Source organism: Terriglobales bacterium (genome assembly GCA_035561515.1).
GTDB lineage: Bacteria > Acidobacteriota > Terriglobia > Terriglobales > Acidobacteriaceae > DATMXP01.
Map to the genome: position 1 here is coordinate 143,911 of DATMXP010000027.1, position 26,586 is coordinate 170,496.

Below are 26,586 nucleotides of genomic sequence, written 5' to 3' on the forward strand. Positions count from 1 at the left end.
GTTTTAGCGAACGGCGGTGGCCAGGACGAATTTTGCGCCGAAGCGGACTTCGCCGTTCGAAGACAAGCGGTGCATTTTTTCGAGAACGACGCGGGTCACGTCGGCGCGGCGGTCTTCCGGGACGGACTGGAACAGCGGCGCGAACGGGACGGTGACGGCCTGGAAGTATTCCCAGACTTCCTCGGGGGTGCCGGGCCAGGTCCAGTCGACGTTGCGGACTTCGGCGGAGGCGTCGGAGAAGCCGGCTTCGATACAGGCGCGGGTAAGGGTGGTGGGGCTGGCGAACTTGCACATGTTGGCGCCGGACTTCGGCAGTTCGAGCGAGGGGAACATCTCGAGGATGGTGCCGATGGTGGTCTGGAAGTAGGGCTGGTCGATGGTGCCCCAGGCGACGGCGGTGAACCGGCCAGCGGGCTTAAGGACGCGGCGGATCTCGGAGAGGGCGCGGTTCAGGTCGGCGAAGAACATGAGGCCGAGGCGGCTGGTGACGCGGTCGAAGTGCTGGTCTTCGAAGGGGAGTTTGTGGACGTCGGCGGACTGGAAGCGAATGTTGGTGAGACCGCGCTGGCGGGCGCGGTCTTCGGCGATCTTGAGCGGCTCGGCGGAGACGTCGGTGGCCACGACCTCACCGGTGCCGTTGAGCAGGGTGGCGAGGGAGATGGCGGGTTCCCCGGTGCCGGAGGCGACATCGAGCAGGCGCATACCGGGCTGGGCATCGCTTTCGCGGACGATGAGCTCGGTGAGCGGCGTGCCCATGGAGGCGGAGTGTTTACGCCAACGCTCGGAGGCGTTGGCACGGGCGAAGGAGTTCCAGGCGGTATCGGTCATTGGAGTTCCCATTCCATTCTAAAGAACCTTTCGAGGGGGTACCCCCCTCCCCCCGGTTTTGGCTTCCTATAAGAAAACAAAGCAGTTACGCGAGCGTCGGATTCTCTGTATATGAAAACAAAGGGCTTATAAATCCTTTAAAATCAACACTATACGGCTTGTATATGAAAACAAAAGAGTTAAACGACAAGTCATTAGTCATTAGTTATTAGTACTTGGTCGTAGGCAGAAGGTCTCCTCCTGAAGAGTCAGCGATGACTATAGAGATTCTTGCCCTTCCGCTTCACTTCGTTCGAGCGTCAGGGTCAGAATGACAAGAACCAAAACCATCTACATTTTCAGAATAGCAATTTGGGTGGGGGCAACATGCCACAGTTTGGAAATTTATTTTGTGAGTGTTTTCAGGAGTTTGCGGGGAAAAGGGTGCGGTGACCCCCTTGACATCGTTTGGAGCGGTTTGTGCCGAAATGGGAACAAAAAGATGACCACAGAGGCGCAGAGACACAGAGAGTTGGAATGGGAAAGAACTCGGCGTGAGGGCCGGCGGTAGTCCCGGTCATTGGTGTCACCGGTTAGGCGTTGAAGAACCCTCCGGGATCGGAGTGCGGTGGTCTCCCATCCTTCGGCTTCGCTCAGGGCAGGCACTTAACGTCCCTCAATACGAGACGTGAAGGTGGGGCACGGAAGCCGTGTAACTGGTCTGTTACGTGGGCCACCAGCCCCATCAACGACTGTTTGTAGGTGAACGGGAACCACGGGCCACCTCCTCCCGGGTTATTGATCGAGAGTATCCTTGCGCAATCGGCCGACTACATGACCGCCTGGGGCGCAAGCTCCCCACTTCACTATCACTTGGGCACCGTCCGGAATCTTCCAAAATGTGTCAATCGGAACTGACGTCGAAGCAGTCTTTGCGGAAAACCCGTGTTGATCAAGACCGCTCGCAGCCCGAAATACTCGTCGCCCGATCTGCATATAGAGCGACGCGTTACGGAACGGGTCGGCCATATCTGTAGCAACTGTTATACCTACAAATTGCTGACCCTTCTTTGTGAATGTTCGCAGTTCGATTCTCTCTGATGGCGGTTCGGCGCGCAGCTCTGGAGGAACCGATAGCCTTTCCGGCAGCACTGTCTCCGAGGCCGTTCCCGTCTCCACTGACTCCGAGGTCGTTGGACAACTGCGATCTGATACAGAGAGCAGAGCCCCGTCCGGCAATTTTATCGTTGAGCCAAGAAACTGAGCGACTAAGTGCTTGTCGTCAAACGTGAACGTCGGTAGAGCGACATCATCCATCCAAATGGTATAAGCGCCCAGAAAAGGACCGCCAGTTATTATCAGATGATAGACATTCTTTATCAGGGCCCCTCTTGCCAACTGCAGCGGCCGTTCCAGCTTAACTCGCTCCAATCGATATGTCGTGAGACCAAACTTGCCAACTGGCCGCTCGTTGTTGCCATGAGAAATGACCTCACTCGGTAAACGGAGGTAGCCCCCAGGATCGACCTCGTGGGGACGCATAGGGCCGTTGGGTTGCTGAGCGACGACGGAGGATAGGAACGCCAAGCAGAAGCTGACAAACAGGACTTTTCTACAGAGCTTCATTCGCGTGAGAGTCCTTTCTCGTATTGTTAACGTTCGAAACTACGTTCCGACCTTACCGTAATTTTCCTCTCACGCTCGCGTTATGTCCATTTCGATTCGATCTCGACCGGCCCGATTTCCCGAAACGGGCAATGTCTACAACTGCTTCAGAAATGTCGCGTTCGACGAATAGGGTGGAGCACCCGCGCGGCGTTTACGGTCGGGTTGTGGAGTAACGGTCTCCGAAGGGGATTACAGCACAACAAGATCGGCCAAATACGAAAGGTGTGGTTAACCGTGCGGTGCTGCGCACCGCCACGGGACAACGACCTGTGTGTTCGAGAACCCAACGCTTACGCGTTGGGCTCCCGGTTGTGTCGCCTCGCAGGCGGGTTAACGCGAGCCACAATCGGGCACACAGAGTGTCGCAACACCGGCAGTTTCTCACCCCACCCTATTCGCTTCACGAATAGGATGGGGCACCCGCGTCAGATTCTGGCCCCACCCTTACGCCGCTTCGCGGCTAAAGGATGGGGCACCCACTGGCGATACTAGTTGTCGCCCTCCTTCGTCCCTTAGTCCAAATTGGCCACCGGACAGGTAGTGTTTCCAACTATCTGAAGCGAATAGGCGGTGGCGTTGGAGTTCCACGTGTATGGCCTGACTTTCAGATACACGGTTCTGCTGTCATCCGAAAGCCACTCATCGTTTTTCCTGACGCAGACGCTGTCGGTTGCATTTCCGGCCAGGATGGACCTCCCGATCTCCGCACCGCTACTGTTGTATACGTACAAGTCGTAATCAGATGACGGGGGCATGTTGAACAGGCTCGTGTCAGCTGAAAGGTAAATCGAGTAGAGGATACTGTTGTCGTCTTCCGACAGGGTGAACCGATACCAGTCAACATCCGTATTGAGGTGCAGATTCGCTGCCACAGTAAGGATGTCCATTCCCGTGTCTCCGGAAACAGTTCCGAGATTGTAGGCGGTACCGAAAACATCATTGGGCTCATACGCGTCGGCAGTCAGATGGGGAGGCAAGACACAGGTCAACGTCGCCGCGCCCGAACCTGAATAGGTTACCGAAACGGTTCCGGCGTAGCCGTTTCGGGTGCAGGAAAGTCCCGAGATTGAATCAAACGAGCTCAACACTCCAGCAGGACCTTGTGGACCAACCGGGCCTATGGGTCCGATAGGCCCGATAGGCCCGATAGGACCTTGCGGCCCAATCGGGCCTTCTGGACCAGTGAGGCTATTGTTCAACACAACTGTAAGCACCGCAGGGTGGCTTGTACCGGTGTTCTCCTTGCTGTCGAACGCTACGGCTACCGCGGGCGTGGTTGCATTGGCGGCGATGATGAATCCGTTGTTCTCCGTACCATTCAACCAATCGCGAACGGCTCCCGTTACATCCACCGATACAAACGTGTTGGAAGCCGAGATGGCCTGTGCAGAAGCTACAACACCGCCTACTCCTACGGTGCCCTCTTTGGCCGTCAGTTCTGTCCAGGCAGAGCTTGCGTACTGCACGTCGATGCTGCCCGGGGTGTAAACGCGGCTGGCATAAAGGGTCAGCGTGGCAGACGCGACATCGGATCCGATGGGAGTGCCTGGAAGCGTGGAAAGGTCAAACTTCACATACGCGCGGTTGTTGGGGCCGTTGTAGATGGTCGCGGTGGCATTCGGTCCTGTGACCAGCATGACCACTGCGGTCCCGTAATTGTTGCCGGCGAACGCGGGAGTTGTGTAGGCGTCGTCCGTCAGACGCAGGGTTTGGGCATTCGAGGTAAGTGCAAGGGCCAACAAAATGATGGGAATCAAGCGAACAGAGCGAAGCATGGGTAACCTCCACGGAAATTTAGGGCCGTGGGTCCGGAGCCGAAGAGGCCGGGGCTACCTTGTCGCGTCGCAACTTAAGGCATACGGCGCCATTTGCGAAGGAAAAGCGCGGCAGCAGAAGCAAGCAAAACTGCGCTGGAAGGCTCGGGCACTGGTATTTGTAATACGGAAACATCCACAGCATAAGCGGGTGTGGCGTCCGCACTGGAATCGAAGTTCCAGAATTGACCCGATGTACCGAAGCTGTTTGGCAAAGACAGAGGCGCTTGGTTTCCCTGAGCGAAGATAGCCAGCGTGTACGTCCCGGCGGAAAGAAAAACGTTGCCGGCTAAGTCACCACAGTATGCTCCCGTGTCATTTCCAGGAGGGCATCCCAAATCCAGCCCATTGCTAAGCCACAGAAGCAGACTTTCGTCTGGAGACGGGCTATACAAAGCCAACTCCATAGCGAAGCCGCCGGATGGTATCGCTGTGCCTGCAGCATTCATCCCTCCGCCATAGCTCCAGGTCTGAAGGAACACGGACGAAGGATCGCTCAGAGTGAATGTTGCCAGTGCGACATCGTTGGCGTCAGCGAGAGTACCGGTGAATGACATCGAGGTTAAATCAGCGGAAGCTAACGTGGGCGCACAAATCATCAGACCAAGGATTAAGTACGCCCGAAGCGCAGTCGTACACGTGCTCATCATAAGACTGCTCCTGATGTGGTTGAGAGAAGTTGCAGTTCGAGTTTATTGGCGGAGGAACGTTGGTGTTCAACGATTACAGCAAGGCCCGACAGTGATCCCATGGAGACTGTCTCCTTGCAAATATTCTGATGGGGGAAATTCAGACGCGCGAATTATAGCTCTGGCGTGAACTGGCAACTGCAATTGATGAAATAAATTTAGGCTTCAGGTCCATTTTGGAACTGACGTGATTAACGACCCGGACTTCATGCGCGGGTCGTGCTCGCTCTCCGCAGCCCCGATTGAGAAAACATTCTTTTCGAACGAATAGGCAATGCTGCGCGGTGAGATCCTGTGGTGAACCGGCCCTTTCCAAAAGCAGGAAAGGACCGGTCGCCTGACTACGGTTTAGTGGCTGATTTTAGGCAGCGTGCTCCCATTCTTTCTGGTGGCGCGCTTTCCTTATGATGGCGTTGACGATAAACGGAACGGTCGAGCTCGCTCCCACAGCGAGCAGAGCGATTCCGGCACCTTTGCGCTGGTCTCGACCGAGGCGCCCGGAGAGCAAAAGCCCAATGCCGATTCCGAGAGCGACGCGTGTTCCTGCGAAGATGGCAAATTCAAGTGGCGAGAACTGTCGTTCGTGCATGTGTGGATGCTCCTCCGTAATGTGATGAAGGCCTCACAAGGAGGAGATGGCTACTGCAGTTCGAACCAAACGGGTCGAGCAGGGTAGTTACTCGCCTTACCAAACGAGGCTATCTGCCCATTCTTCAGTGCAGTTGTTAACGAGAAGGTTGAGTGGGCCACTCGCCGATTGGGCGAACCGGCGGTGACGTCCTGTACTTGTGAATCCAGCGTGCGATGGAGTAGGCTGCGCGCATATTTCATTGAAACAACGGACCAGGTCATGAAGAAAATTGTCGTCGTACTGTTATTGGTCTTTTGTAGTTACGCTGCCCTCGCCGCCACGCCAAGCAAATCCGCTCCGAAAAAAGCGAAGATTGAAACGTTAATGTACCTGGTGAATCGGGCGGATTCGATTCAGAGCTTTCGCGAACATGCGAAACAGGTGTCGATCATTGCACCGCAGTGCTTCTCGATGGATGCGGAAGGATTTGTCGGCGGAGAAGTTCCGCCCGAGGTGCTGGAGATCGCGCGAACAAACGGTGTCGCGCTGATGCCGCTGGTGACGAACAAAGGATTTAACCAGCCCTTGATGCACACGATGCTCGATAACGCCGACTCGCGGGCACGTGCGATCAAGTATCTGATCTACCTGTCGCTGCGCGATGGCTACATCGGAATTCAATTCGATTACGAGAACATCCTTTATACGTATCGTGACAAGTTCACGGTGTTCGTGCGCGAAGCGGCGAAGGAGTTTCACAAGCACGGATTGAAGCTGAGCCTGGCGGTGGTGGGCAAATATTCGGACGACCGCAACTCGGAGTCGCCGGGAGGCTACGACAACTGGAGCGGCGTGTACGACTACACAGACTTGGGGAAGGTGGCGGACTTTCTGAGCATCATGGCGTATCCGCAGCACGCGGGGTTCTCCGATCCCGGCCCACTGGCGGGAGTGCCGTGGGTGAAGCAGGTGGCGGAGTTTTCGCTCTCGAAAGTGCCGGCGCGGAAGTTGTCGCTGGGCGTGCCGACGTATGGGATCCGCTGGACGGCTGTGAGTGCGGACCAGAACGTAAAGCCGGCTGACTTCGTGCAGGACAACGCGGGTGCGCAGAAGAAAAAGTGGACGGTGAAGTCGATGTGGTTCACGGGGCTGAAGGACGTGGTGGCGCAAAGCACGCCGATATGGGACGAGACGGAGCAGGCGAACCGGTACGAACTGACTACAGCGGACGGCGCAAACAGCGTGATCTGGTACGAAGACGCGCGCAGTCTGCAACCGAAGCTCACGCTTGCAGTGGAGTCGGGTATGCCCGGAATCTCGGCCTGGGTAATCGGCATGGAAGACCCGGACTTCTGGACGATGCTGGACCGGGAGTTCCGAGTGACGCATCCGAAGTCGCCGGCAGTTAAAGGGACGCAGGAAGAGCGGGCGAAACGGGCGGCGAGGTTGCTAGAAGGGAAGTAGTTGCGTTCACAACAGAAGCGAAAAGGCCCACTCTTGCGAGTGGGCCTTTTTCTACATGAGGTCTCTTAACGTCAGTATTGTGGGGCCGGGAGGCGGAGGTATTCGCCTTCGCGGACGGTGGCCTGGCTAACGCGTCCGTTGTACGTGTACTGGATCAAGAGGATTCCGTTGCGTCTTCCGCCTCCGGGCATTCCCATGGAGTCGTCGGTGACCTGGAAGTTGAGCTGGCCTCCGCGAATCTGGGAGTTAAGACGGGAGGTGACGTCGGTGAACCGGTTTCCAAAGCCGTAGTCGGCGCGAAGGATTTGCAGCGTGCCGGGGTAATTCTGGCCGGGGGGTACATTGCCGTTCGGGAGCCGGAGATAGCTGCCTTCGGCGATGGAGGTTTCCTCCTGGCGACCGTTGTAGGTGTAGCGGATGCGGAGGATTTTGTCCTGACCGCGGGCCGGGTCGCCACCCATGGTGTAGTTGTTCACCTGCAAGGTGAGCTGGTTGTTCTGGACCTGGGAATTCAGGCGATCGGTGACATCCATGAAGCGGTTACCGAGGCCGTATTCGGCGCGCACGATACGGAGGTTGTTCCAGCCGCCACTCCATCCACCATTGTCGTTACCGCCGTCCCAGGTGAGGTCGCCGGTGTAGCCTTCGGAACCACGCTGGGGGTCGTCGAGACGGATGACGGCGACACCGTTGTTCTGGTTCGGGCTCTTGATGAGCGTCTGACTGCCGCGGCCATCAACGCCCTGGAAACGGAAGTTGGTGGGGTTAAGCGGAAGGGGCTGATTGCAGTCCAGCCGGCGCCAGGAAATGGCGCCGCCGGAGACCCAGCGGAGACGGCCTTCATTGCCGCGGATCTCGACATCGGCAGAGCCGTCGACGACAGCTTCGAAGGTGCACTTGCCTTTGCCCGGCGCACCGGAAATGTTCGCCTGAATGTTTTGGGTGGGCTGCGGAGGAAACTGGGTCTGAGCCATACCCGCCAGGGTTGCCAACATAAAGAAGCACAGAAGACCGAAACAGATGAACGGCTTGGTGAATTTCATATGCATCTCCGAACTTGTCTGCCGCTGGATATGGAAACCATGTTAGTCACAATCAGTTGCGTAACTCTAGTAACGTAAGGCCACGTATCTTCAGTGAGACAAAAAGGTCTCGACTGCGGTAAGGAATTTGTCCGGCTGATCGACGAAGGTCATGTGCCCGCTTTTGGGCAGTACGACCAGCTTCGAACCGGGGATCTTCTGGTGCATTTCCTCTGACATCCGGGGATCGGTGGTGTCGTTGTCGCCGACGATGATAAGGGTTGGAACCTTGATCTGCGAAAGCTTGTCGAGGTACTCAACTTCGGTGAGGTTGCCGTCGACGACAAACTCGCCGTGGGAGCCCCACATCTCGCGATAGACATCCCAGGCGGTCCCGGTGTTTCCCGCGACGGGATCGTAATTCTCATCGGGCCGATTGGCGTACAGGTGTGGGAAGTAGCCCTTGCCCCAGGCGAGTCTGGCGTACTCATCCGGGTAACGTCCGCGTTCCCAAGGCTCACCTTTGCCGAAGAGTCCGGCGGCTTCAAGTTCGTCGACACGCTTGCGATCGCGAGGATCCATTTCCGACTTGATCTTCGCGAGAGCCTGATTGAGTTCGCGGGTGCTGGCGAAGGTGCTGCCGAGAATCAGGTGCGAAAGGTTCTTCTGGTACTTGAGGGCGTAGGCCTGGGCGAGAACGCCTCCGGCGGAGTGGCCGAGCAGGTTGATTTTGCCGAGATTGAGCGTCTGGCGAACGGCTTCCGCGTCTTCGACCATGTTGGCGACGGTGTATTGCTTTGGATCTTCGAGCTTGGACGACTTGCCTCCGCCACGCTCGTCGATGAAGACGAGACGGTTGGTCTTCATCAGCGGGAGCAGATAGGGGAGCAGGTAGTCGTGGGACATGCCCGGGCCACCGTGGAGAATGAGGAGAGGTGGGCCTTGTCCGACGACCTTGTAATAGATGAAGGCGCCGTTGCTGTGGACGAAGCCTTCCTGCACGGGGAAGAGGTTGGGATTGGATTGTGCCAAAGCGAAGCAAGAGAAGAAGAGAACGAAAGCAATAAGTTTTGCTCGCATGGGCCGGGATGCTAGCACAAACAGAGCAGGAAGGCGCTAGCGTTTGGGCTGTGTCGTTCCGGCGGGGAAAATGAAAGCGCGGGCGACGGGCCCGCGCTGACACACGGCGAGTGGCCGAGGGTTACTTCTTCATGGCGGTGAAGGCGTCGTTCATGATGCGGATGGCGTCGTCGACGTCGGACTTGGCGATGTTGAGCGGCGGCGACATGCGGATGACGTTGCCGTAGAGTCCGCCCTTTCCGATGAGGAGACCGCGCTTGCGGCATTCTTCCATGAGGGTGTTGGTTTCGGCCGGAGCGGGTTCCTTGGTGTTGCGATCTTTCACCAATTCCATGGCCTGAAGCAGTCCCATGCCGCGGACGTCACCGATGAGCATGTGCTTCTTCTGGAGGTCTTCTAGGCCCTGGCGGAAGTACCCACCGACTTCGGCGGCGTTGTCCATGAGGCGGTCTTCTTCGATGAGGTCGATGGTGGCCTTGGCGGCGACGCAGGTGACGGGGTTTCCACCGAAGCTGGAGATCTGGAGTCCCCGGAAGCTTGAGGCGATCTCGGCGCGGGTGGCGGTCAGTCCGACGGGGACACCGTTGGCGAGTCCCTTGGCGGAGGTGATGATGTCGGGGGTGACTTCCCACTGCTCGATGCCGAACCACTTCTTGCCGGTGCGACCCCAGCCGGTTTGAACTTCGTCGGAGATGAAGAGGCCGCCGTAGTCCTTCACGATCTTGAAGACAATCTTGAAGTACTCGGGCGGCGGGGTGACGAGTCCGCCGACACCCTGGATGGGTTCGGCGATGAAGGCGGCGATCTGACCGGAGGTGGTGGTCTGGATGACGTTCTCAACGTCTTTTGCGCAAGCGACACCGCAATCGGGATAGGTTTTGCCGAATGGGCAGCGGTAGCAGTAAGCGTTTAGCGCATGGGTGATGCCGATGCCGATGGGGACGTTCTTGCGCCAGGTGTTGTGTCCGGTGAGGGACTGGGCGAGAGCGGTGCGTCCGCTGTAGCCGTGGCGGAGGGCGACGACTTCGAAGTTGCCGGTGTGGATGCGCGCGAGTTGGATAGCGGTTTCGTTGGCTTCGGAGCCGCTGTTGGTGAAGTAGCTCTGGCTGATTTCGCCGGGCGTAATCTGCGCGATCTTCTCGGCGAGGGCGACGATGGCTTCGTTGGGGAAGAGCGTGGAGGCGTGCTGGAGTTTGTCGACCTGTTGCTTAACTTTCGAGGTGACGCGGGGATTGGTGTGTCCGACGGAGATCGTTACGATGCCGCCGAAGAAATCGAGGTACTTGTTGCCGTCGACGTCCCAGAGGTACTGCATGGAGGCGTGGTCGGTGACGAGCGGGTCGGGATAGTAGGTGGTGATCGCCGGGAAGACGTATTGCTTGTGCTTCTTGATGATTTCGTCGCGGGTCATGAGTACCTGATTTCTTCGTGATTAGTATTTATAAAAACCGCGTCCGGATTTACGGCCGAGCCAGCCGGCATCGACCATCTTGATGAGCAGCGGGCAAGGGCGATACTTCGGGTCGCCGAGGCCGGATTCCATCACGCGCATGATGTCGAGGCAGACGTCGAGTCCGATGAAATCGGCGAGAGTGAGCGGTCCCATTGGGTGCGCCATGCCGAGTTTGAAGACTTCATCCACGGCCTCAGGGGTGGCGACGCCTTCCATAACTGTAAAGATCGCTTCGTTGATGAGCGGCATGAGCACGCGGTTCGAGACGAAGCCGGGGTAGTCGTTGACTTCGACGGGAGTCTTTTCGAGCTTAACGGAGAGGTCGCGGACGGCGTTGTAGGTGTCCTGCGAGGTGGCGAGTCCGCGGATGACTTCCACGAGTTTCATCACCGGAACCGGGTTGAAGAAGTGCATGCCGATGACTTTGTCGGGGCGCTTGGTTTGTGCGGCGAGTTTGGTGATGGAGATCGAGGAGGTGTTGGAGGCGAGGATGACTTCGGGCCGGGTGATGGCGTCGAGGTCGCGGAAGATCTCGGTCTTGATGTCGAACTTTTCGGTAGCGGCTTCGACGATGAAGTCGGCGGAGGCGAGTTGATCGCGACGGGTGGTGGTGCGGATGTGGCGAAGGGCGGCTTCGCGGTCGGCCACGCTGATCTTGCCCTTGGCGGCTTCGCGCTCAAGATTCTTGCCGATGGTGTCGAGTCCGCGCTGGAGGAAGCGATCTTCGATGTCGCAGAGGATGACGTCGAATCCGGACTTGGCGAAAACGTGAGCGATGCCGTTGCCCATGGTGCCAGCGCCGATGACGCCGATGGTTTTGAAATCCATGATGACTGTCTCCTAAAAGGAACGGGACAGTATACGGGAATGGGAGCGGGTGGTTCATGGGCTTGTTGGCGGAATTCTGATAGGGTTCATCGGATGAAATCTGAACGACAAAGATGCAGCTGGCCGTCGAACGAGTTAGCGATCCGTTATCACGACGAAGAGTGGGGTGTGCCGGTACACGATGACCGGCGATGGTTTGAGTTCCTGATCCTGGAAGGCGCGCAGGCGGGGCTTAGCTGGGACACGATCCTGAAGAAGCGCGAGGCATATCGGAAGGCGTTCGATGGCTTCGATCCGGAGCGCGTGGCGAAGTACACGGAGAAGAAGATGGACTCGCTGATGAAGGATGAGGGCATCGTGCGGAACCGGCTGAAGATTGCATCGGCAGTGGGTAATGCGAAGGCGTTCCTGAAGGTACAGAAAGAGTTTGGGAGTTTCGATCAGTACATCTGGCAGTTTGTGGGAGGGAAGCCGATTGTGAATCAGCCGCGGGGGATGGGAGATGTTCCGGCGAAGACGGCGGTATCAGACGCGATGAGCAAGGACCTGCGGAAGCGTGGGTTCAACTTCGTGGGGAGCACGATCTGCTACGCGTTCATGCAGGCGACAGGCCTGGTGGATGACCACATGGTGGGGTGTTTCCGAAAGACGAAAGCGCGAGCGGTGCGCGCGAGCAAATAAAAAGGGCGGCCGCAAGGGCCGCCCTGTGGCCACTGACAATCCGAGCTACTTCTTCGGAGGAGTGGTCTGATCTGGAGTGCTGGTGGAAGTGCTACCCGTGCTGGAGCCAGAGGTTCCAGTCGTGGAAGGGCTGGTGGAAGAGCCACCGATGCTCGAGCTGCTGCCCGACTGATCGGAAGCCGCACCCGAACCGTTCACCTTGATGTTGTCCACAATGCGGCGATTGCCGGCGAACGACTGCGCGATGCGCTTGGCTTCGTCGCGATCCTTCGCAGAAGGCGCCGTGCCGCTCAGTTCGATGGAATCGTCCGTAACGTTCACGGAGATGTTCGCGCTGGTCAGCGTGGGTTCATTGCGGAAAGCGGTCTGGATGTCGTTGCGAACCTGATCGGAAGAGCCGCTGGCAGAGGAAGCGCCAGTGGTGCTGCTGCCCATCGAGGAAGCGCTACCAGATTCGGGGGTCGATCCGGTGGTGCTGGACTGACCGGGCATGCTGCTGCTGGAGCTGCTCGCGCCGGGCGTGGTGCTGGTGGCGCCGGTCGTGCTGCTGCCAGTGGTTGATTGCGAACTCGTGGATTGCGAACCCACAGAGGAGGTGGACGAAGCCGAGCTGTCGGGCGTCGTGGAAGACGTCGAACTGCCGGGCGTCGAAGAGGTTTGAGCGGAGCCGCTCACGCCGCCAGTAGTACCGCTTACCTGCGGGCTGCTGCTCGAGGTGCTGTCAGGGGTCGACGTGCTGGAGCTGGTGCTGCTGGTGTTGCCCGTGCTGCTGGTCGTGCTGGACTGCGAGGACGACGACGCACTGTCCGGCAGAGTCGACGAAGAGCTGGAGCTGGTGCTCGGGCTGGTTGAAGTCTGAGCACCGGTGGTGCTGCTGGTATCGGTGCTGCTGCCAACGCTGCTCGACGAACCGCTCATGTCACTCGACGCGGTGTTGCTTTTAGGGGTGGTCGGTTCGGTACTGGAAGAGGGGCTGTTCGGCGAAGTGGTCGACGTCTGGCCACTGGTGCTGCCGGTCGAGCCGGAATTGCCGGAGATGCTGCCAGCCGTGTTGCCGCTGGAGCTGGAACCGGTCATGGAGTTGTTGTCAGAAGCGGAGCCCGAAAGCCCGCCAGTGGTGGAAGTTGTGCCGCTGGCCGAGGCCGAAACGGTGAGTTCCTTGTCTTTGACTTTATGAACGCCCGGAACGGCTTTGGCAAGGCGCTTTGCTTCCTTGCGGTCTTCCTTGCTGGCGACAGTGCCGGCCAGGTTGACGGTGCCGTTTTCAACGGTGACCTGAACGTTCTGGAGATTGGGGTTGGTCGCAAGCTGCTCGTGGACCTGACGGTGAATCGTCTGATCGTCAACCTGAACATTGGCCTTGGACTTGTCGGTCGCTGTCCCGGTGGTAGCGGTGGATTGGTCGCCGGTCATGGAGCCGGTGGAGCCTGCGGTGGAACCGGTGCCCATGCCCTGGTTCTGGTCGCCGTAAGAGCCGCTCGAAGGTGAGCCGGTGCCCGTTCCGGAACCGGAACTCGAGCTGCCTGTCCCGCCTGTTTGAGCCAGCGAGATGGCTGTGCTGAGCGCCAGTACGAACACAAATGCCTGTAGAGACTTCTTCATTTTCTATTTCTCCCCGAATTCGTGGATAGTTTGGATTTGCAGCATTCCGCGATGCGAATGTTCCCGGCGCACCTGCCGGGGAGGCGAACTCGACTACTTGGCGCGCAAACAGGTCCGGCCAGAAGAAACCTGCTCACAAGACTTATGCACGTAATCCACCATTAGGGAGTCAGCTGCAAACACCCGTAAAACACCAGATTTCATGGACTTGTGGACCTAGTTGCAGAGAAGGCGAGAGGAGGGATCTGGAATCGTGCGGCGCATGCTTTCTGTTGGCATTTGATTGCACATGTTCCCCATGCGGAGATACCGAAGCGCTTACATCAGTATGGGAGAAATGGTTACGAAGAGGAGGGTGAAGGCTGTATTAAACTGAGGGCATGGCCGGTCATCATCACAGTCCCGTAGATTCACTGCGGGTCCTGCGAGTTTCGCTGGTCCTGACGGTCGTGTACATCGGGCTGCTCATCGTCTTTGGCATTAAGGCCCGAAGCCTGGCGCTGCTCTCTGAAGCAGGCCACAACGTCTCCGATTTTCTTGCCCTGCTACTCTCGCTAGCCGCGGTGTACATGCAGCGGCGTCCGCCCAGTGCGACCAAGACATTTGGGTACGATCGGGCCGGGGTGGTGGCGGCGTTCCTGAACGCGCTTGCCCTGGTGGGGATTTCGTTCTTTATCTTCGTGGAAGCGGGGAAGAGGCTCTACTCGCCGGTAGAGGTACACCCAAAAGAGATGATCTGGGTGGGGGTAGCCGGTGTGGTGCTGAACGGCATCATTGCGATCCTGCTGTTCAAGGGAAGCCGTACGGACCTGAATATCCGGAGCGCGTTCCTGCATGAAATCGGCGACACCCTCTCGACAGCGGCGGTGATCGTCGGCGCAGTTGTGATCATGGAGACGGGCCGGACGTGGGTGGATCCGGCGCTGTCGTTTGGAATCGGGGCACTGATCCTGTGGTCGTCGTTCAGCATCATTCGCGAGACGTTGAATATTTTGCTGGAAGGGACTCCGCGCGGCGTGGACGTGGAGCAGGTGTCGACGGCCATCCTGGGTGTTGCCGGGGTGAACGATGTACACGACCTGCACGTGTGGAGCATCGGGAGCGCGTCGCGAGCGCTGGCGTGCCACATCACGATCGCCGATATTCCGCCATCGGAGAGCGAAATCATCCTCAGAGAAGTTCAGGAGAAGCTACGGACCAAGTTCCACATTAACCACACAACGATCCAGTTCGAACACGCCGAGTGCGAGATCGCACACGGGTGCGTGATGCCGGTGACGGACCCTCAGCATCACGGCCACGCGCACTAGTCCAAGAGTGCATTCCTGAAAACGTTGCAGTAGGATTCGGGCGACATGCGTCCCGAACGAGTGAAAGCGCTGCTGCTGTGTGGAGTTCTGCTGATCGGTCTCTCCATGGCGCAGGAGCCACCACCGAATCAGCCACCGGCGCAACCGCCATCGGCGCCGAAGACGAGCGCGCAGAATCCATCTCCGATGGTGGAGCACACCAGGACGCATCCGCGATTGCCTGCTACTCCTCCGGAGGGGCGCCGGGAAAAGCTGTCGATGGGGACACTGTTCGTTCCGGCCAAGCTAAAAGTGAAACCGACAATGCCGGTGCTGTTCTTCTTCCATTCAGCACCGTTCGTGCCTGAAATCGCCGGAGCGAGGAACGGAATGGTGGTGGTCTCGATTCAACTCGGGGCGGGATCTTCGACGTATGCAAAGCCGTTTGCGGAAACGGCGCTGTTCGGGCGGCTGCTGAAGGAGGCCGAAGAGAAAGCAGGCGCGCAACTGCGGCCCATCACACTCGCCGGATGGAGCGCAGGATGCGGCGCCATCCGCCAGATCATGAGTACGCCCGAGTACTACGACCAGATCGCCAACACCATCATGATCGATGGAATTCATACGTCGTACGTGAACGGAACGCCTGGGCCGCTCGAGTCGGAGTTGGACCCGGAGTACCTGAAGATCTACGTGAAACTGGCACAGGATGCGATGGCGGGCAAACGTAAGGTGATCATCACTCACACCGAGATTTTTCCGGGCACGTTTGCGAGCACAACCGAAACGGCGGACTACATCCTGGCACAAGCAGGGCTGAAACGCCGTCCGGTGGTGAAATGGGGGCCGATGGGCACACAGCAATTGAGCGAAGTGCGGTCGGGGAAGTTCCTGTTGGCGGGTTTTGCGGGGAACTCCGCGCCGGACCACGTAGACCAATTGCACTCACTACCGGAGTTTTTAGGCTGGTTGAAGTAGTTCGCGACGTTGCCGGTTTCGGTTAGCCCAACAGCGATTTGAGGCGCTGGTAGGTTTCGTTGAGCGCTTCGGGCAGGACTCGGGTTTCGCCGACCGTGGTCATGAAATTTGAGTCGGCGACCCAGCGGGGCAGGACATGCATGTGGATGTGTCCGGCGATGCCGGCCCCGGCGGCTTTGCCGATGTTCATGCCGACGTTGATGCCGTCAGGGTTGTAGGCGCGGCGGAGAACACCCTCGAGTTTCTGGGTGAGAAGGATCATTTCGGTGGCGGCTTCAGGGCTGAGCTTTTGGAGTTCGTCGGTGTGCTGGTAGGGGACGACCATAACGTGCCCCGAGGTGTAGGGATAAGCGTTGAGGATGACGAAACAGTGCTCGGCGCGATGGAGAATGTAGGCCTTCTCGTCGTCGCGGGCTTCTTCCCGGTGGCAGAAGACACAACCTTCGATTTTCTCGGCCTGCGACACGTAGGCGTAGCGCCAGGGAGTCCACAAATAGTCCATGCGCGACAGGGTAGCAGACGGGTGGGCAGTGTCCACAGGGTGGTTACGTCACGCGTCGATGTGACGTTGTGACAGAGGTGCGTAAAAAGCGCACCTGACATAGATTTTGTGCAGGATTTGACGTGGGAAAAGTGGGCCGGTTGGTTTGACACTGCTGGTGAGCGATTGCTATAGTCGGAGGGTTCGCTTTGGTGATTTTTCGCCACTGAGAATCCGGCCGCTGGAATGTTCAATCTCATCTAACGATCCACGCCAGCAGTCCGTAAATCCCAATTTAAACCGTTGCCCGTCGCGAGCAGCGGTTGCGCTGAGAATGGCTTTGTTCGACGAAATCCAAGTTACCGACAACCAACCCGAAAACGCTACGTCTTCGACTGAAAACCCAACCGAGAATTCCGGCGAAGTGCGTGCGCAATCCTCCCCGGCCGAAACCAGTCACGGACCGGAACAACCACAGAAAGAAACGATGGACGATTTTGCCACCGCCCTGGAGACGTTCACATCCGACGCAGAGTCGGACATCAGTGACGACCGGGTGATTAAAGGCACGGTCATCAAGATCACCCCGACGCAGGTAGTCGTCGACATCGGCACGAAGTCCGAAGGCTCGGTTCCCCTCGATGAAGTTAAAGACCACGAGGGCAACGTAAAGCTTCAGCCGGGCGATGAAATCGACGTGATGCGCGAGAAGGGAACGACGGACGAAGGTTACGTCAACCTCTCGCACCAGAAGGCACAGCGCCTGCGTGCCTGGGACGAGATCGAAAAGGCTTATAACGAAAAGACGCCGATCAAGGCCCGCGTGATCGACCGCATCAAGGGCGGTTTGAACGTGGACATCCTGGGCGCCCGCGCGTTCCTGCCCGGTTCGCAGGTGGACGTTCGTCCGGTGCGCAACCTGGATGGCATGAAGGGCACAGAGATCGAAGTCCGCATCATCAAGCTCAACAAGAAGCGCGGCAACGTGGTGGTTTCGCGCAAGCAGATTCTCGATGAGGAAGTTGCCGAGAAGCGCGAAAAGACGATGGAGCACCTGGAAGAAGGTGGCATCCTTACCGGCACGGTGAAGAACCTGACCGACTACGGTGCGTTCGTTGACCTGGGCGGAATCGATGGACTGTTGCACATCACCGACATGTCGTGGGGACGCCTGACGCATCCGCGCGACCTGGTACAGGTGGGCGATCAGATCCAGGTAAAGGTGCTGAAGTTCGATAAAGACAAGCAGCGCGTATCGCTGGGCTTCAAGCAGTTGACGCCTGATCCGTGGCTCGACGCCGCCGAACGGTACCCGATTGGCGCGCATGTGAAAGGCCGCATTATCAGCGTGACCGACTACGGTGCGTTCGTCGAACTGGAGCAGGGCATTGAAGGTCTGGTCCACGTCAGCGAGATGACGTGGTCGAAGCGGATGAAGCATCCGTCGAAGATCGTCAACGTTGGCGAAGAGCTTGAGACGGTTGTGCTGAATGTGAATCCGACGGAGCGCCGCATCAGCCTTGGGCTGAAACAGTTGCTGTCGAATCCGTGGGAATCGCTGCACGACAAATATCCGATCGGCGCGCAGGTGGAAGGCCGCGTCCGCAACCTGACGGATTTCGGTGCGTTCATCGAGATCGAAGACGGAATCGACGGGCTGGTCCACGTGAGCAACCTGAGCTGGACGAAGCGCGTGAAGCATCCTTCGGAAGTGCTGAAGAAGGGTGACAAGGTGAAGGCTGTCGTTCTCGGGATCGAGCCGGAGAACCGCCGCCTGTCCCTGGGCGTGAAGCAGCTTCAGCCGGATGTGTGGGAGACTTTCTTCGCGACCCACAAAATCGGCGATGTGCTCAAGGGCAAGGTTCTGCGCCTGGCGAGCTTCGGTGCGTTCGTGGAGCTGGCTGAGGGAGTTGAGGGCCTGTGCCACAACTCGGAAGCCGTGGACGAACACCAGAACCCGATCAAGCTGGAGCCGGGCTCGGAGCACGAGTTCAAGATCATCAAGATGAACCCGGCCGAGAAGAAGGTGGGCCTGAGCATCCGCGCGGTGGGCGACGAAGCGACCCGCACGGAAGTGGAAGCCTACAAGCATCCGGTTTCGAGTTCGAGCTCGACTTCTACGATCGGCGAACTGATCGACTGGAAGCGCGCGAGCAACGAAAACAACTAAGGCTCTGTCGAACAAAGCTAAAGGCCGCCAGCGATGGCGGCCTCAATTTTTGTGCTTGCGGAACCTTGGGTTCGCGAACTACTCGTCGTAGTGCAGCAGGCTGACGACGTTGTACTTCGACAGCTTGTCGCGGCCTTTCAGGAAATCCAACTCAACGATGAAGGCCAGGCTTTCGACCTTGCCGCCGAGAGATTCGACGAGCTTGGCGGTTGCCGTGGCGGTGCCGCCGGTTGCGAGCAGGTCGTCGACGATGACGACGTGCTGTCCGGGCTGGATGGCGTCCTTATGGACCTCGAGGGTGTCCTGTCCGTATTCGAGGTCGTAGGTCATGCGGGCGACTTCGGCAGGAAGCTTCTTGGGTTTGCGGACGGGAACGAAGCCGGCGTTGAGACGGTAGGCGAGTGCGGGTCCGAAGATGAAGCCGCGGGCTTCGATGCCTAGAACGAGGTCGATCGCCTTGCCGACGTAACGGTGCGAGAGTTCGTCGATGAGCGTGGCAAAACCGACTTTGTCCTTCAGCAGGGTGGTGATGTCGTAAAAGAGGATGCCGGGCTTGGGGAAGTCGGGCACGCCGCGGATGAGCTTCTTCAGTTTGTCGCCGTCAAACGAGTGTTGAGGCTGCTGGGCCTGTTGCATCACCATGCTCCTTCAATGCGGAAAGTTTTCATGTCCTGCTGAGGTTGCGACTCGAACTCTTCTACTTCGTCCACGCGGGCGGCGCGGGGGCCTTCGTGTAACTTGGCGCGCAGCGAAAATAACTGCTCGCGCGAACCTTGCGCCAGAACCTCGACCGATCCGTCAGAACGATTACGAACCCATCCGGCGACCCCGAGTTGGCGGGCGGCGTTCTCGACGAACCAGCGAAAGCCGACACCTTGAACGCGCCCGCGTACTCTGTAGGTCTTCGCCTCGACTCTTACGTTTTCTAGCGCCATTGCCTTCTGGTAACTCGGTATTTAGTCGTTAGTAGCTGGTACCTGGTCGAGAAGAGTTTGGCTACGCGACCAGTCACTAAGAACTATGCACGCGACAAGTATGCGCCTTCGCTGGTATCCACGCGGATCTTTTCGCCTTCGTTGATGAACGGGGGAACCTGCACCACGAGGCCGGTTTCGAGCTTGGCCGGCTTGGTAACGCTGGAAGCTGTTGCTGATTTCAGGCCCGGTTCGGTTTCGACGACGGTGAGTTCGACGGTCTGAGGCAGTTCGACGCCTACGGGTTTGCCGTCAAAGAACTCGATGCTGATCTGCAGGTTCGGGATGAGGTACTCCACCGCATCGCCCAGGATGTCGCGATTCAGGCCGAGCTGTTCGTAATTCTCGGTGTTCATGAAGTGGTAGGTGTCGCCGTCATTGTAGAGGTATTCCATTTTCACCTCATCGACGGTGATCTTCTCGATGGCGTCGGCAGAGCGGAAACGGTGCTCGAACATGGCGCCGGAGCGCAGGTTGCGCAGCTTGGCTTGGATGAAGGCGCGCAGGTTGCCCGGGGTGCGGTGTTCAACGCTGAAGACCGCGTGCAGATCGTTGTTGTGCTTAATGATCATGCCGGGGCGCAATTGTGTGGCTGGAATCGCCATTGGGAAACTCTCCTATGAGCTAGAAATTCGGGACAGCGGGATGGTCGCTGTGGGAACTGCAATGCCGGAACAGCGCTGGCAAACATTTGATTTTACACGGGCAAGTACCGGTTTGGGAATCGTGTGTGTGAGCGGAAATTGTGGACAACGCGCCATTGCGGAGTGCCGTTCTAACCCAGTCTGGCATAGGCGTGAATCCCATTAAGCCAATCGCAGAAGGAGGAGAAGATCATGAAAGTGCGCGATGTAATGACGTCTGAAGTGGTGACCGCTGCACCGGACACGACACTGGAAGAGATCGCAACGATGATGAAGTCGGAAGACACCGGGGCTATTCCGGTGGTGGAAGAAGACGAACTTATCGGCATTGTTACAGATCGTGACATCGTGCTGCGCTGCGTGGCGGAAGGGAAGGACCCATCGGAACTCTGCGCGGAAGACATCGTCAGCGAAGATGTGGAAGTTGTGGATACCGATACCGATGTGGCCGAGGCACTGGACATCATGGGGCGTCGGCAAATTCGCCGATTGCCGGTGGTGGAGAACGGGGAACTGGTCGGGATGGTGTCCATCGGCGATCTGGCGGTTAAGCAGGGCGACGAGCAGGATACGGGGGAAGCCCTGAAAGATGTGTCGAAGGGAGTAAAAGAATCTCGGCGGGCGGCGCAACCGGCTCCGCGCACGACGAACACAGCGACACGGAATGCCACCAGCAAGACTGAACGCAGCGCGACGCAGGGAATCGCGAACCACGATCTGGAAGATGAGGAGCGGCGGCAGCAAAAGGTGGTGGCCATCCGCGACGATGCGAATGCACTTCCGCGCGGGCAGAAAAAGCCGAGCAAGCGGAGAGCGAGTTAGAATGTTTGTCTGGGCCCCTAGAACTATCCGAAGAGGTGATTGATGGCGGATTACAAACGGTTTGGTCTGTACGAAGGCAGTGACCGAGGTTCGCAAATCGGCACGGCGATAACCTTTCTGTTTATCGGATTGGGGATCGGCGCGGTATCGGCGCTGCTGTTTGCGCCGCATAGCGGCGACAAAACCCGCAAAATCATCCGCCGCAAGTATGAGGATGCGGTGGATTCGGTAGAAGATTGGGCGGAACAGGCCGCGGACATGTGGGAAAAGGGTAAGGACTCAGTGTCCGACCTTCGTGACCGCGGGAGTGAAATGGCGCGCAAAGCCGCCGAGAAGGTAGCTCCGATGGCGAAAGCGATTCGCCGCGACTAGGTTTCTGAATACCAGCCAAGACCCGGCATTCGTGCCGGGTTTTTCTTTTCTGTTTCGGGTCTGCGAAGACTAGATCTTCTGGATGCGCTGGACGTCGTGGACGCCGGGGATCTTGCGAAGGCCGCTGATGATGCGCTCCAGGTGCTTGAGGTCTTCGATTTCGACGACGAGATCGATATTGGCCTGGCGGTCGCCGGTAGGTTTGGAGCTGATGTTGCGAATATTGGTGTCTTCGTCGGAGATGAGCGCCGTCATCTGTTTCAGCATGCCGGCGCGATCGTCGCAGAATACGGTGAGCTTTACCGGGTAAGCACTGGGGGAGGCTTCTTTCTTGCCCCATTCGACATCGATCCGACGGTCGACTTCGTACATGAGGTTCTGCACGTTGGGACAGGATTTCGAGTGCACCGCGACGCCCTTGCCGCGGGTGACGTAGCCGACGACGTCTTCGCCCTTGATGGGATTGCAACATCGGGCGCGATAGACGAGAAGGTCGTCGTGGCCGCGAACGACGATGGCGGAGGAGTCGCTGCCGAAGACGCGGCGGACGACACTAGTGAGTCCGGCTTCGGTCTTTTCGGCGGCAGCAGTGCCGTCGGTGGAAGCGGGGGAAAGCCGTCCGAGAACCGCGCGCGCGGCAAACTTGCCGTAGCCGATGGCAGCAAGCAGGTCGTCGGGACGACCTAGACCCAGATCGACGGCGACGCGCTGATAGTCGGCTTCCTTGATGTCCTTGAGGTAAACGCGATACTTGCGCGCTTCCTTTTCGATCAGCTTCTTCCCGATTTCGATCGCACGCTCACGCTGGTGGACATTGAGCCAATGCCGTATCTTCTGCCGGGCACGGGTGGACTTGACGATGGAAAGCCAATCGCGGCTGGGCTGATGTCCAGGTTGGGTAACGATTTCGACGATATCGCCCGAGCGAAGCTTGTGCCGAATGGGGACCATGCGTCCGTTGACGCGAGCTCCGACGCACTGATGGCCGACCTCGGTGTGAATCGAGTAGGCGAAATCGATGGCCGTTGAGTCGCGCGGCAGAGTGACGACTTTACCTTTTGGCGTGAAGGTGTAGACCTCTTCGGGGTAGAGGTCGATCTTCAGCGTCGAGAGGAATTCGTCGGGGTCGCTGACGTCGCGTTGCCATTCCACAAGCTGGCGGAGCCAGGCGAGACGCTGCTCGTCGCGCGCGGAGATGGGGCCGTCCTTGTACTTCCAGTGGGCGGCGATTCCTTCCTCCGCCATGTGGTGCATTTCCTCGGTGCGGATCTGCACTTCGAAGGCGTTGCCGGTTTCCTCGATGACAGTCGTGTGCAGCGACTGATAGAGGTTCGGACGCGGCATGGCGATGAAGTCTTTAATGCGGCCAGGAACGGGACGCCACATGTTGTGGATGATGCCGAGCACGGCGTAGCAGTCGTTGACGGACTTGGTGATGATTCGGACTGCGTAGAGATCGTAGGTCTGGTCGACGGAGATGCGCTGCCGTTGAAGCTTTTGCCAGATGGAGTAAAGCCGCTTGGTACGACTTTCAACGCGAGCTTCGATCCCGGCTTCCTTCAGCTTCTCGCGGATGACGGAAACCATCCGCGTAAGGAACTCTTCGCCCTTTTTGCGACGCTGTTCGACGGCGTCGTGAACCTGCTGGTAGGAGATGCGGTCGACGTACTTGAAGGCAAGGTCTTCGAGTTCGCCGCGGATCTTGCCCATGCCGAGACGGTGAGCAATTGGCCCGTAGATCTCAAGGGTTTCGCGGGCGATGGTCTCCTGGCGTTCGGGCGGAAGCGCGTCGAGAGTCCGCATGTTGTGCAGACGGTCGGCGAGCTTAATGAGGACGACACGAATGTCGTCCACCATGGCGAGCATCATCTTGCGCAGGTTTTCAGCCTGGCGCTCCTCGCGAGTGGAGAAGTTAATCTTGCCGATCTTGGTGACGCCTTCGACGAGATGCGCGACCTGCTCACCAAATTCCTTGCGGATGTCGACGATGGTGACAGAGGTGTCTTCGACCAAGTCGTGAAGGAGTCCGGCGGCGATGGCGTTGGGGTCGAGCTTCATATCGGCGAGGATGGCGGCCACACCAATGGGGTGGACGACATAGGGTTCGCCGGAAGCCCGGGATTGTCCTTCGTGATGCTGGAGGGCGTACTCGTAGGCGCGCTCGATAACGACGAGGTCGTCGTTGGGCCGGTTGATACGAACCTGCTTCATCAGATCACGGAAGCGGGTGACCTTCAGCATGTTCTGAAATGGGTGGCGGAGCGTCGCCATTTTTGAATTATAGGGGAACTTGGCTCCTGATGATTGGATTCAAATGGAGCGCCAAACGGACCAAGTCAAGGACGGGTATCGGCGGAGAAGTGTTCCCATCCTTTCGCTTTGAGGGGCCTGGTGCGACCGTTAGAGTCCTGGAGCCACATGCCGGGACGATCAATGATTTCGCCTATTTCCGTGATGGTGAGACCGGCGATTTCGCGGGGGACACGTTTCGATGAGGTGAAGAGGAGTTCGTAGTCGTCGCCACCGGAGAGCGCGTCATTCAAATTTGTGTTTCTATGAATCGGAATTTCGGTTTGAAAAACCAGAGCACCGACGTTGCTCTCCTCGCAGATGTGGGAGAGATCGGTGGTGAGGCCGTCGGAGATGTCGATCATGGCGGACGCGAGCCGTTGGAGCTTATGGCCTGCCGAGAGACGGGGCTGCGGATAGAAGTAGCCGGAAGCGGCGGAAGGGCGGATTTTCTCACCAGCGTAAAGGCGGCGGACGGTCGAACCCCCGAGGCCGATGCGTCCGGTGACGTAAAGGCGATCGCCGGGTTTCGCACCGGAGCGAAGGACGGCTTTGCCGCGAGCGATTGAGCCGAGGACCATGATGTCGGCGAGAACGCCGGCAGGGGACTGAGCGGTGTCGCCACCGGCGAGAGCGACGTTGTGCTCGGAGGCGAGGCGTAGGAGTCCGCGATAGAAGCGGTCCACCCAGGATTGCGGCAAGCCGGCAGGTAAGCCGAGCGAGAGGAAACAGGCAAGGGGCTGTCCTCCCATGGCGGCTATGTCACTCAATCCGCGCGTCAAACAGCGGTGGCCGACGGATTCCGGGGGGTGCCATTCGCGGCGGAAATGAACGCCCTCGAGGCTGAAATCGGTGGTGACGAGGAGCTCGTGTCCGGCGGGCGGGCGGAGGACGGCGCAGTCGTCACCGATTCCTGTGATCAATGTCCTAAGAGTGGGTTTACTGGCCTGTGCGAGACTGCGCACGCGCTGAATCAGTTGTCGTTCGGGCCGTGGCACGCTGCCAATATACAGCGCCGGGGGCGGATTTATCCGTGAGGTCATGCCGGACCATGAACTTACGGCCAGTGGGTAACCAGAGGAACAGCAGGAGTGTCCAATAGTTCTAAAGATTTTCCCTCGAAGTGAAGAAAGTTGACACTGCCGGAAAGCCTTTGGTACCTTTCAAGCTTCCAAAGTACCTTAGTACTCGGTAGGTACGTTACCCGGTCAAGCCGGGTTTGGAAGCGTTCCGGCGCCACGGGACGTGAGAAGCGCCAGCGTTGTTGAGGGCCTACCAGCCAATCGGCGCAGTATCGGACCTGATCTTCGTCGTGAGGTCCTGATTTTTATTCAATGGAGTTTGTGAATTTGCGTAAGCGATTCTACATTCTGTTCGTAGCGCGCGACCCCGAAGGTGAACTGCGCAAAATCCCGATCCCATTGCATTATCTGTATGTATTCATGGCAGGTGCCCTGATCGGGATGATGACGATCACCGGCATGGCCGGCTCGTATGGCCGGATGCTGACCAAGGTGATGCGTTTCAACGAGTTACGGTCCGAGAAGGAAGCGCTTAAAACGCGGTATAGCCAGTTGGAGCAGGTGGCCAAGGAGAAGGACATCCAAGTGGCCTCACTCGGTACACTGGCCAGCGAAGTGTCTGCCCTTTACGGTCTGAAGCAGGACGCCTACCTGACGGCTGACGTCGAAGGTCCTGAGGATTCCATCCAGCTTTCCATCGACCAACTGAATGCTTTGCGACACACCGCGATGAGCGGCGCCGCGACGATCGGAATCGGCATGGGAGTGACCCGGAAGACGAGCATCACAGAGTGGCTGCGTATGGCAGAAATGCCGAACCTTTGGCCGGTCGCAGGGCGCATTACGGGAGCTTTTGGCGAGCGCATTGATCCGTTCAACGGTGAAGGCGCGTTCCATCGCGGAATCGACATCTCGACCGACTACGGCAGGCCAATTGTGGCACCCGCGGACGGCGTAGTGATGTATGCCGGTCCGGAGAACGGATACGGAAGACTGATCGAGATTGAGCATTCGCACGGAATCACGACGCGGTACGGGCACATGTCCGCGTTCGCGGTGAATTCCGGACAGCACGTGACCCGGGGACAGGTGATTGGTTACGTCGGCAATACTGGACGGAGCACGGCGCCGCACCTGCACTACGAAGTTTGGGTACACCGGAGCCCAGTGAATCCGTACAAGTTCCTGCGGTTGGCTGCGAATGCAGGGTTGATCGGATAATTCAGAGTTTTGGATTTGGGACACGGCGCGTATGACGCGCCGTTTTTTTATTGGTGATCGTGAGCTGAAGCCGGAGCTGCTTCCTGAGTGAGGTGCTCGACGAGATGGAGCAGCACCACGTACTGGTGGACGTATTCGCGTCCGGCGGAAACATCGTCGGGGCGATAGTCGGCGACACTGACGACCTTCTGGAATTGCTGACGAACTTTCTCGCGGTGGTCGGCATTGATCTGCTCTAGAAGCATGTCCGGCGAGCGGAGTTCGAGGGCACGGTCGGCGGCGACAAGTGGAGCGGGTATGTTGCCGGCAGGCTTGAGTCCGTCGAATTCAGCGCCTTCCCCGGCACGATGGAGACGGACGGCGGTTTCGAAGAACTTATGGTTGGCTGCTTCTTCGGAAGTGGAACCGGCAGCTTTGAGAGCGGACTGGAATGCCTCGCGAAGCTCGGTTTCGTGACTGGGCTGGACCCAGATCAGCACAAGGTTGGCGTTCTTCGCAGCGAGCGCTGCGCGGGCCGCTTTGACGACCGGACCGTCGAGTCCGTCGCAGTGAGCGAAGGCAGCGACTGAGAAGAGCAGAAACAGAATGCAAGATGCGATCTTCCGCATGTAATCCTCCGCTCATTAGTAGACTCGCGCCCAGACA

Annotated in this window: 24 protein-coding genes; 8 read left to right on the forward strand and 16 right to left on the reverse strand. The window is 58.3% G+C overall.

Going from position 1 to position 26,586, the window contains the following annotated elements; translation table 11 throughout:
* Nucleotides 1–3 precede the first annotated feature (3 nt).
* The 4 genes from VN577_13375 to VN577_13390 all read right to left on the reverse strand — a co-directional run bounded on the left by VN577_13375 (nucleotide 4) and on the right by VN577_13390 (nucleotide 5,567).
* Nucleotides 4–828, reverse strand: coding sequence for a class I SAM-dependent methyltransferase (locus VN577_13375; GenBank protein HWR15812.1), 825 nt, complete (start codon nucleotides 826–828; stop codon nucleotides 4–6).
* Nucleotides 829–2,987: 2,159 nt separating this feature from the next.
* Nucleotides 2,988–4,250 (reverse strand): DNRLRE domain-containing protein, encoded by a 1,263-nt coding sequence (locus VN577_13380; GenBank protein HWR15813.1) that lies wholly within the window; start codon nucleotides 4,248–4,250, stop codon nucleotides 2,988–2,990.
* A gap of 74 nt (nucleotides 4,251–4,324) precedes the next feature.
* Nucleotides 4,325–4,939: a DVUA0089 family protein gene (locus VN577_13385; GenBank protein ID HWR15814.1), complete on the reverse strand. Its 615-nt coding sequence runs from the start codon at nucleotides 4,937–4,939 to the stop codon at nucleotides 4,325–4,327.
* Nucleotides 4,940–5,339: 400 nt separating this feature from the next.
* The gene (locus VN577_13390) at nucleotides 5,340–5,567 is read right to left on the reverse strand and encodes a hypothetical protein (GenBank protein ID HWR15815.1); all 228 of its coding nucleotides are present in this window, start codon (nucleotides 5,565–5,567) and stop codon (nucleotides 5,340–5,342) included.
* A 261-nt stretch (nucleotides 5,568–5,828) separates the two neighbouring features.
* On the opposite strand from VN577_13390, the gene VN577_13395 reads away from it, so the two are divergent.
* Nucleotides 5,829–7,013, forward strand: a complete 1,185-nt coding sequence (locus tag VN577_13395; GenBank protein HWR15816.1) for a glycosyl hydrolase family 18 protein — start codon at nucleotides 5,829–5,831, stop codon at nucleotides 7,011–7,013.
* 71 nt (nucleotides 7,014–7,084) lie between these two features.
* Here VN577_13395 and VN577_13400 read toward each other — a convergent pair whose 3' ends face one another.
* From VN577_13400 to VN577_13415, 4 genes are all read right to left on the reverse strand, one after another.
* Nucleotides 7,085–8,056, reverse strand: a complete 972-nt coding sequence (locus VN577_13400) for a DUF3395 domain-containing protein (protein HWR15817.1) — start codon at nucleotides 8,054–8,056, stop codon at nucleotides 7,085–7,087.
* Nucleotides 8,057–8,146: 90 nt separating this feature from the next.
* Nucleotides 8,147–9,115 (reverse strand): proline iminopeptidase-family hydrolase, encoded by a 969-nt coding sequence (locus tag VN577_13405; protein ID HWR15818.1) that lies wholly within the window; start codon nucleotides 9,113–9,115, stop codon nucleotides 8,147–8,149.
* Nucleotides 9,116–9,236: 121 nt separating this feature from the next.
* Nucleotides 9,237–10,526 carry an aspartate aminotransferase family protein gene (locus VN577_13410; protein ID HWR15819.1) on the reverse strand — a complete coding sequence of 430 codons (1,290 nt, stop codon included), beginning with the start codon at nucleotides 10,524–10,526 and terminating at the stop codon, nucleotides 9,237–9,239.
* 21 nt (nucleotides 10,527–10,547) lie between these two features.
* The gene (locus tag VN577_13415; protein HWR15820.1) at nucleotides 10,548–11,396 is read right to left on the reverse strand and encodes a 3-hydroxybutyryl-CoA dehydrogenase; all 849 of its coding nucleotides are present in this window, start codon (nucleotides 11,394–11,396) and stop codon (nucleotides 10,548–10,550) included.
* A 93-nt stretch (nucleotides 11,397–11,489) separates the two neighbouring features.
* On the opposite strand from VN577_13415, the gene VN577_13420 reads away from it, so the two are divergent.
* Nucleotides 11,490–12,077 (forward strand): DNA-3-methyladenine glycosylase I, encoded by a 588-nt coding sequence (locus VN577_13420; protein HWR15821.1) that lies wholly within the window; start codon nucleotides 11,490–11,492, stop codon nucleotides 12,075–12,077.
* 45 nt (nucleotides 12,078–12,122) lie between these two features.
* Here VN577_13420 and VN577_13425 read toward each other — a convergent pair whose 3' ends face one another.
* Nucleotides 12,123–13,679 (reverse strand): BON domain-containing protein, encoded by a 1,557-nt coding sequence (locus VN577_13425; GenBank protein HWR15822.1) that lies wholly within the window; start codon nucleotides 13,677–13,679, stop codon nucleotides 12,123–12,125.
* 380 nt (nucleotides 13,680–14,059) lie between these two features.
* Between VN577_13425 and VN577_13430 the strand changes: the two genes are divergently transcribed.
* Both VN577_13430 and VN577_13435 read left to right on the forward strand, forming a co-directional pair.
* The gene (locus VN577_13430) at nucleotides 14,060–14,989 is read left to right on the forward strand and encodes a cation diffusion facilitator family transporter (protein ID HWR15823.1); all 930 of its coding nucleotides are present in this window, start codon (nucleotides 14,060–14,062) and stop codon (nucleotides 14,987–14,989) included.
* A 45-nt stretch (nucleotides 14,990–15,034) separates the two neighbouring features.
* Nucleotides 15,035–15,946, forward strand: a complete 912-nt coding sequence (locus VN577_13435) for a hypothetical protein (protein ID HWR15824.1) — start codon at nucleotides 15,035–15,037, stop codon at nucleotides 15,944–15,946.
* A 22-nt stretch (nucleotides 15,947–15,968) separates the two neighbouring features.
* On the opposite strand, the gene VN577_13440 is transcribed toward VN577_13435, so the two are convergent.
* Complete coding sequence (locus VN577_13440; protein ID HWR15825.1) at nucleotides 15,969–16,448, reverse strand: HIT domain-containing protein; 480 nt, start codon at nucleotides 16,446–16,448, stop codon at nucleotides 15,969–15,971.
* Between the two features lie 313 nt (nucleotides 16,449–16,761).
* Between VN577_13440 and VN577_13445 the strand changes: the two genes are divergently transcribed.
* A complete protein-coding gene (locus VN577_13445; GenBank protein HWR15826.1) occupies nucleotides 16,762–18,597 on the forward strand; it encodes a 30S ribosomal protein S1 in 1,836 nt (611 codons plus the stop codon).
* A gap of 78 nt (nucleotides 18,598–18,675) precedes the next feature.
* Here VN577_13445 and VN577_13450 read toward each other — a convergent pair whose 3' ends face one another.
* From VN577_13450 to efp, 3 genes are all read right to left on the reverse strand, one after another.
* Nucleotides 18,676–19,233: an adenine phosphoribosyltransferase gene (locus tag VN577_13450; GenBank protein ID HWR15827.1), complete on the reverse strand. Its 558-nt coding sequence runs from the start codon at nucleotides 19,231–19,233 to the stop codon at nucleotides 18,676–18,678.
* A complete protein-coding gene (locus VN577_13455) occupies nucleotides 19,233–19,532 on the reverse strand; it encodes an acylphosphatase (protein ID HWR15828.1) in 300 nt (99 codons plus the stop codon). Before VN577_13455 ends, VN577_13450 begins: the two co-directional genes overlap by 1 nt.
* Nucleotides 19,533–19,615: 83 nt before the next feature.
* On the reverse strand, nucleotides 19,616–20,176 hold the full coding sequence (gene efp, locus VN577_13460; protein HWR15829.1) for an elongation factor P: 561 nt from the start codon (nucleotides 20,174–20,176) through the stop codon (nucleotides 19,616–19,618).
* A gap of 231 nt (nucleotides 20,177–20,407) precedes the next feature.
* On the opposite strand from efp, the gene VN577_13465 reads away from it, so the two are divergent.
* The gene (locus VN577_13465) at nucleotides 20,408–21,037 is read left to right on the forward strand and encodes a CBS domain-containing protein (GenBank protein ID HWR15830.1); all 630 of its coding nucleotides are present in this window, start codon (nucleotides 20,408–20,410) and stop codon (nucleotides 21,035–21,037) included.
* Nucleotides 21,038–21,079: 42 nt separating this feature from the next.
* A complete protein-coding gene (locus VN577_13470) occupies nucleotides 21,080–21,409 on the forward strand; it encodes a YtxH domain-containing protein (protein HWR15831.1) in 330 nt (109 codons plus the stop codon).
* Nucleotides 21,410–21,478: 69 nt separating this feature from the next.
* On the opposite strand, the gene VN577_13475 is transcribed toward VN577_13470, so the two are convergent.
* Both VN577_13475 and thiL read right to left on the reverse strand, forming a co-directional pair.
* Nucleotides 21,479–23,680, reverse strand: a complete 2,202-nt coding sequence (locus VN577_13475) for a bifunctional (p)ppGpp synthetase/guanosine-3',5'-bis(diphosphate) 3'-pyrophosphohydrolase (GenBank protein HWR15832.1) — start codon at nucleotides 23,678–23,680, stop codon at nucleotides 21,479–21,481.
* Nucleotides 23,681–23,745: 65 nt separating this feature from the next.
* Complete coding sequence (thiL, locus tag VN577_13480) at nucleotides 23,746–24,741, reverse strand: thiamine-phosphate kinase (protein ID HWR15833.1); 996 nt, start codon at nucleotides 24,739–24,741, stop codon at nucleotides 23,746–23,748.
* A gap of 306 nt (nucleotides 24,742–25,047) precedes the next feature.
* Here thiL and VN577_13485 point away from each other — a divergent pair, with 306 nt between their 5' ends.
* Nucleotides 25,048–25,941: a M23 family metallopeptidase gene (locus VN577_13485; protein ID HWR15834.1), complete on the forward strand. Its 894-nt coding sequence runs from the start codon at nucleotides 25,048–25,050 to the stop codon at nucleotides 25,939–25,941.
* 47 nt (nucleotides 25,942–25,988) lie between these two features.
* Here the strand turns inward: VN577_13485 and VN577_13490 are convergent, their stop codons facing one another.
* Nucleotides 25,989–26,549 (reverse strand): DUF6448 family protein, encoded by a 561-nt coding sequence (locus tag VN577_13490; GenBank protein HWR15835.1) that lies wholly within the window; start codon nucleotides 26,547–26,549, stop codon nucleotides 25,989–25,991.
* Nucleotides 26,550–26,586: the final 37 nt, after the last annotated feature.

Excerpts from the sequence above, each read along its gene's own strand:
- VN577_13425 (HWR15822.1), bottom strand. The coding sequence starts at position 13,679 with ATGAAGAAGTCTCTACAGGCATTTGTGTTCGTACTGGCGCTCAGCACA.
- VN577_13400 (HWR15817.1), bottom strand. The coding sequence starts at position 8,056 with ATGAAATTCACCAAGCCGTTCATCTGTTTCGGTCTTCTGTGCTTCTTT.
- VN577_13445 (HWR15826.1), top strand. The coding sequence starts at position 16,762 with ATGGCTTTGTTCGACGAAATCCAAGTTACCGACAACCAACCCGAAAAC.
- VN577_13405 (HWR15818.1), bottom strand. The coding sequence starts at position 9,115 with ATGCGAGCAAAACTTATTGCTTTCGTTCTCTTCTTCTCTTGCTTCGCT.
- VN577_13475 (HWR15832.1), bottom strand. The coding sequence starts at position 23,680 with ATGGCGACGCTCCGCCACCCATTTCAGAACATGCTGAAGGTCACCCGC.
- VN577_13450 (HWR15827.1), bottom strand. The coding sequence starts at position 19,233 with ATGCAACAGGCCCAGCAGCCTCAACACTCGTTTGACGGCGACAAACTG.
- VN577_13430 (HWR15823.1), top strand. The coding sequence starts at position 14,060 with ATGGCCGGTCATCATCACAGTCCCGTAGATTCACTGCGGGTCCTGCGA.
- VN577_13420 (HWR15821.1), top strand. The coding sequence starts at position 11,490 with ATGAAATCTGAACGACAAAGATGCAGCTGGCCGTCGAACGAGTTAGCG.
- VN577_13440 (HWR15825.1), bottom strand. The coding sequence starts at position 16,448 with ATGGACTATTTGTGGACTCCCTGGCGCTACGCCTACGTGTCGCAGGCC.
- thiL (HWR15833.1), bottom strand. The coding sequence starts at position 24,741 with ATGACCTCACGGATAAATCCGCCCCCGGCGCTGTATATTGGCAGCGTG.
- VN577_13410 (HWR15819.1), bottom strand. The coding sequence starts at position 10,526 with ATGACCCGCGACGAAATCATCAAGAAGCACAAGCAATACGTCTTCCCG.
- VN577_13390 (HWR15815.1), bottom strand. The coding sequence starts at position 5,567 with ATGCACGAACGACAGTTCTCGCCACTTGAATTTGCCATCTTCGCAGGA.
- VN577_13385 (HWR15814.1), bottom strand. The coding sequence starts at position 4,939 with ATGATGAGCACGTGTACGACTGCGCTTCGGGCGTACTTAATCCTTGGT.
- VN577_13375 (HWR15812.1), bottom strand. The coding sequence starts at position 828 with ATGACCGATACCGCCTGGAACTCCTTCGCCCGTGCCAACGCCTCCGAG.
- VN577_13415 (HWR15820.1), bottom strand. The coding sequence starts at position 11,396 with ATGGATTTCAAAACCATCGGCGTCATCGGCGCTGGCACCATGGGCAAC.
- VN577_13380 (HWR15813.1), bottom strand. The coding sequence starts at position 4,250 with ATGCTTCGCTCTGTTCGCTTGATTCCCATCATTTTGTTGGCCCTTGCA.
- VN577_13470 (HWR15831.1), top strand. The coding sequence starts at position 21,080 with ATGGCGGATTACAAACGGTTTGGTCTGTACGAAGGCAGTGACCGAGGT.
- efp (HWR15829.1), bottom strand. The coding sequence starts at position 20,176 with ATGGCGATTCCAGCCACACAATTGCGCCCCGGCATGATCATTAAGCAC.
- VN577_13465 (HWR15830.1), top strand. The coding sequence starts at position 20,408 with ATGAAAGTGCGCGATGTAATGACGTCTGAAGTGGTGACCGCTGCACCG.
- VN577_13395 (HWR15816.1), top strand. The coding sequence starts at position 5,829 with ATGAAGAAAATTGTCGTCGTACTGTTATTGGTCTTTTGTAGTTACGCT.
- VN577_13490 (HWR15835.1), bottom strand. The coding sequence starts at position 26,549 with ATGCGGAAGATCGCATCTTGCATTCTGTTTCTGCTCTTCTCAGTCGCT.
- VN577_13435 (HWR15824.1), top strand. The coding sequence starts at position 15,035 with ATGCGTCCCGAACGAGTGAAAGCGCTGCTGCTGTGTGGAGTTCTGCTG.
- VN577_13455 (HWR15828.1), bottom strand. The coding sequence starts at position 19,532 with ATGGCGCTAGAAAACGTAAGAGTCGAGGCGAAGACCTACAGAGTACGC.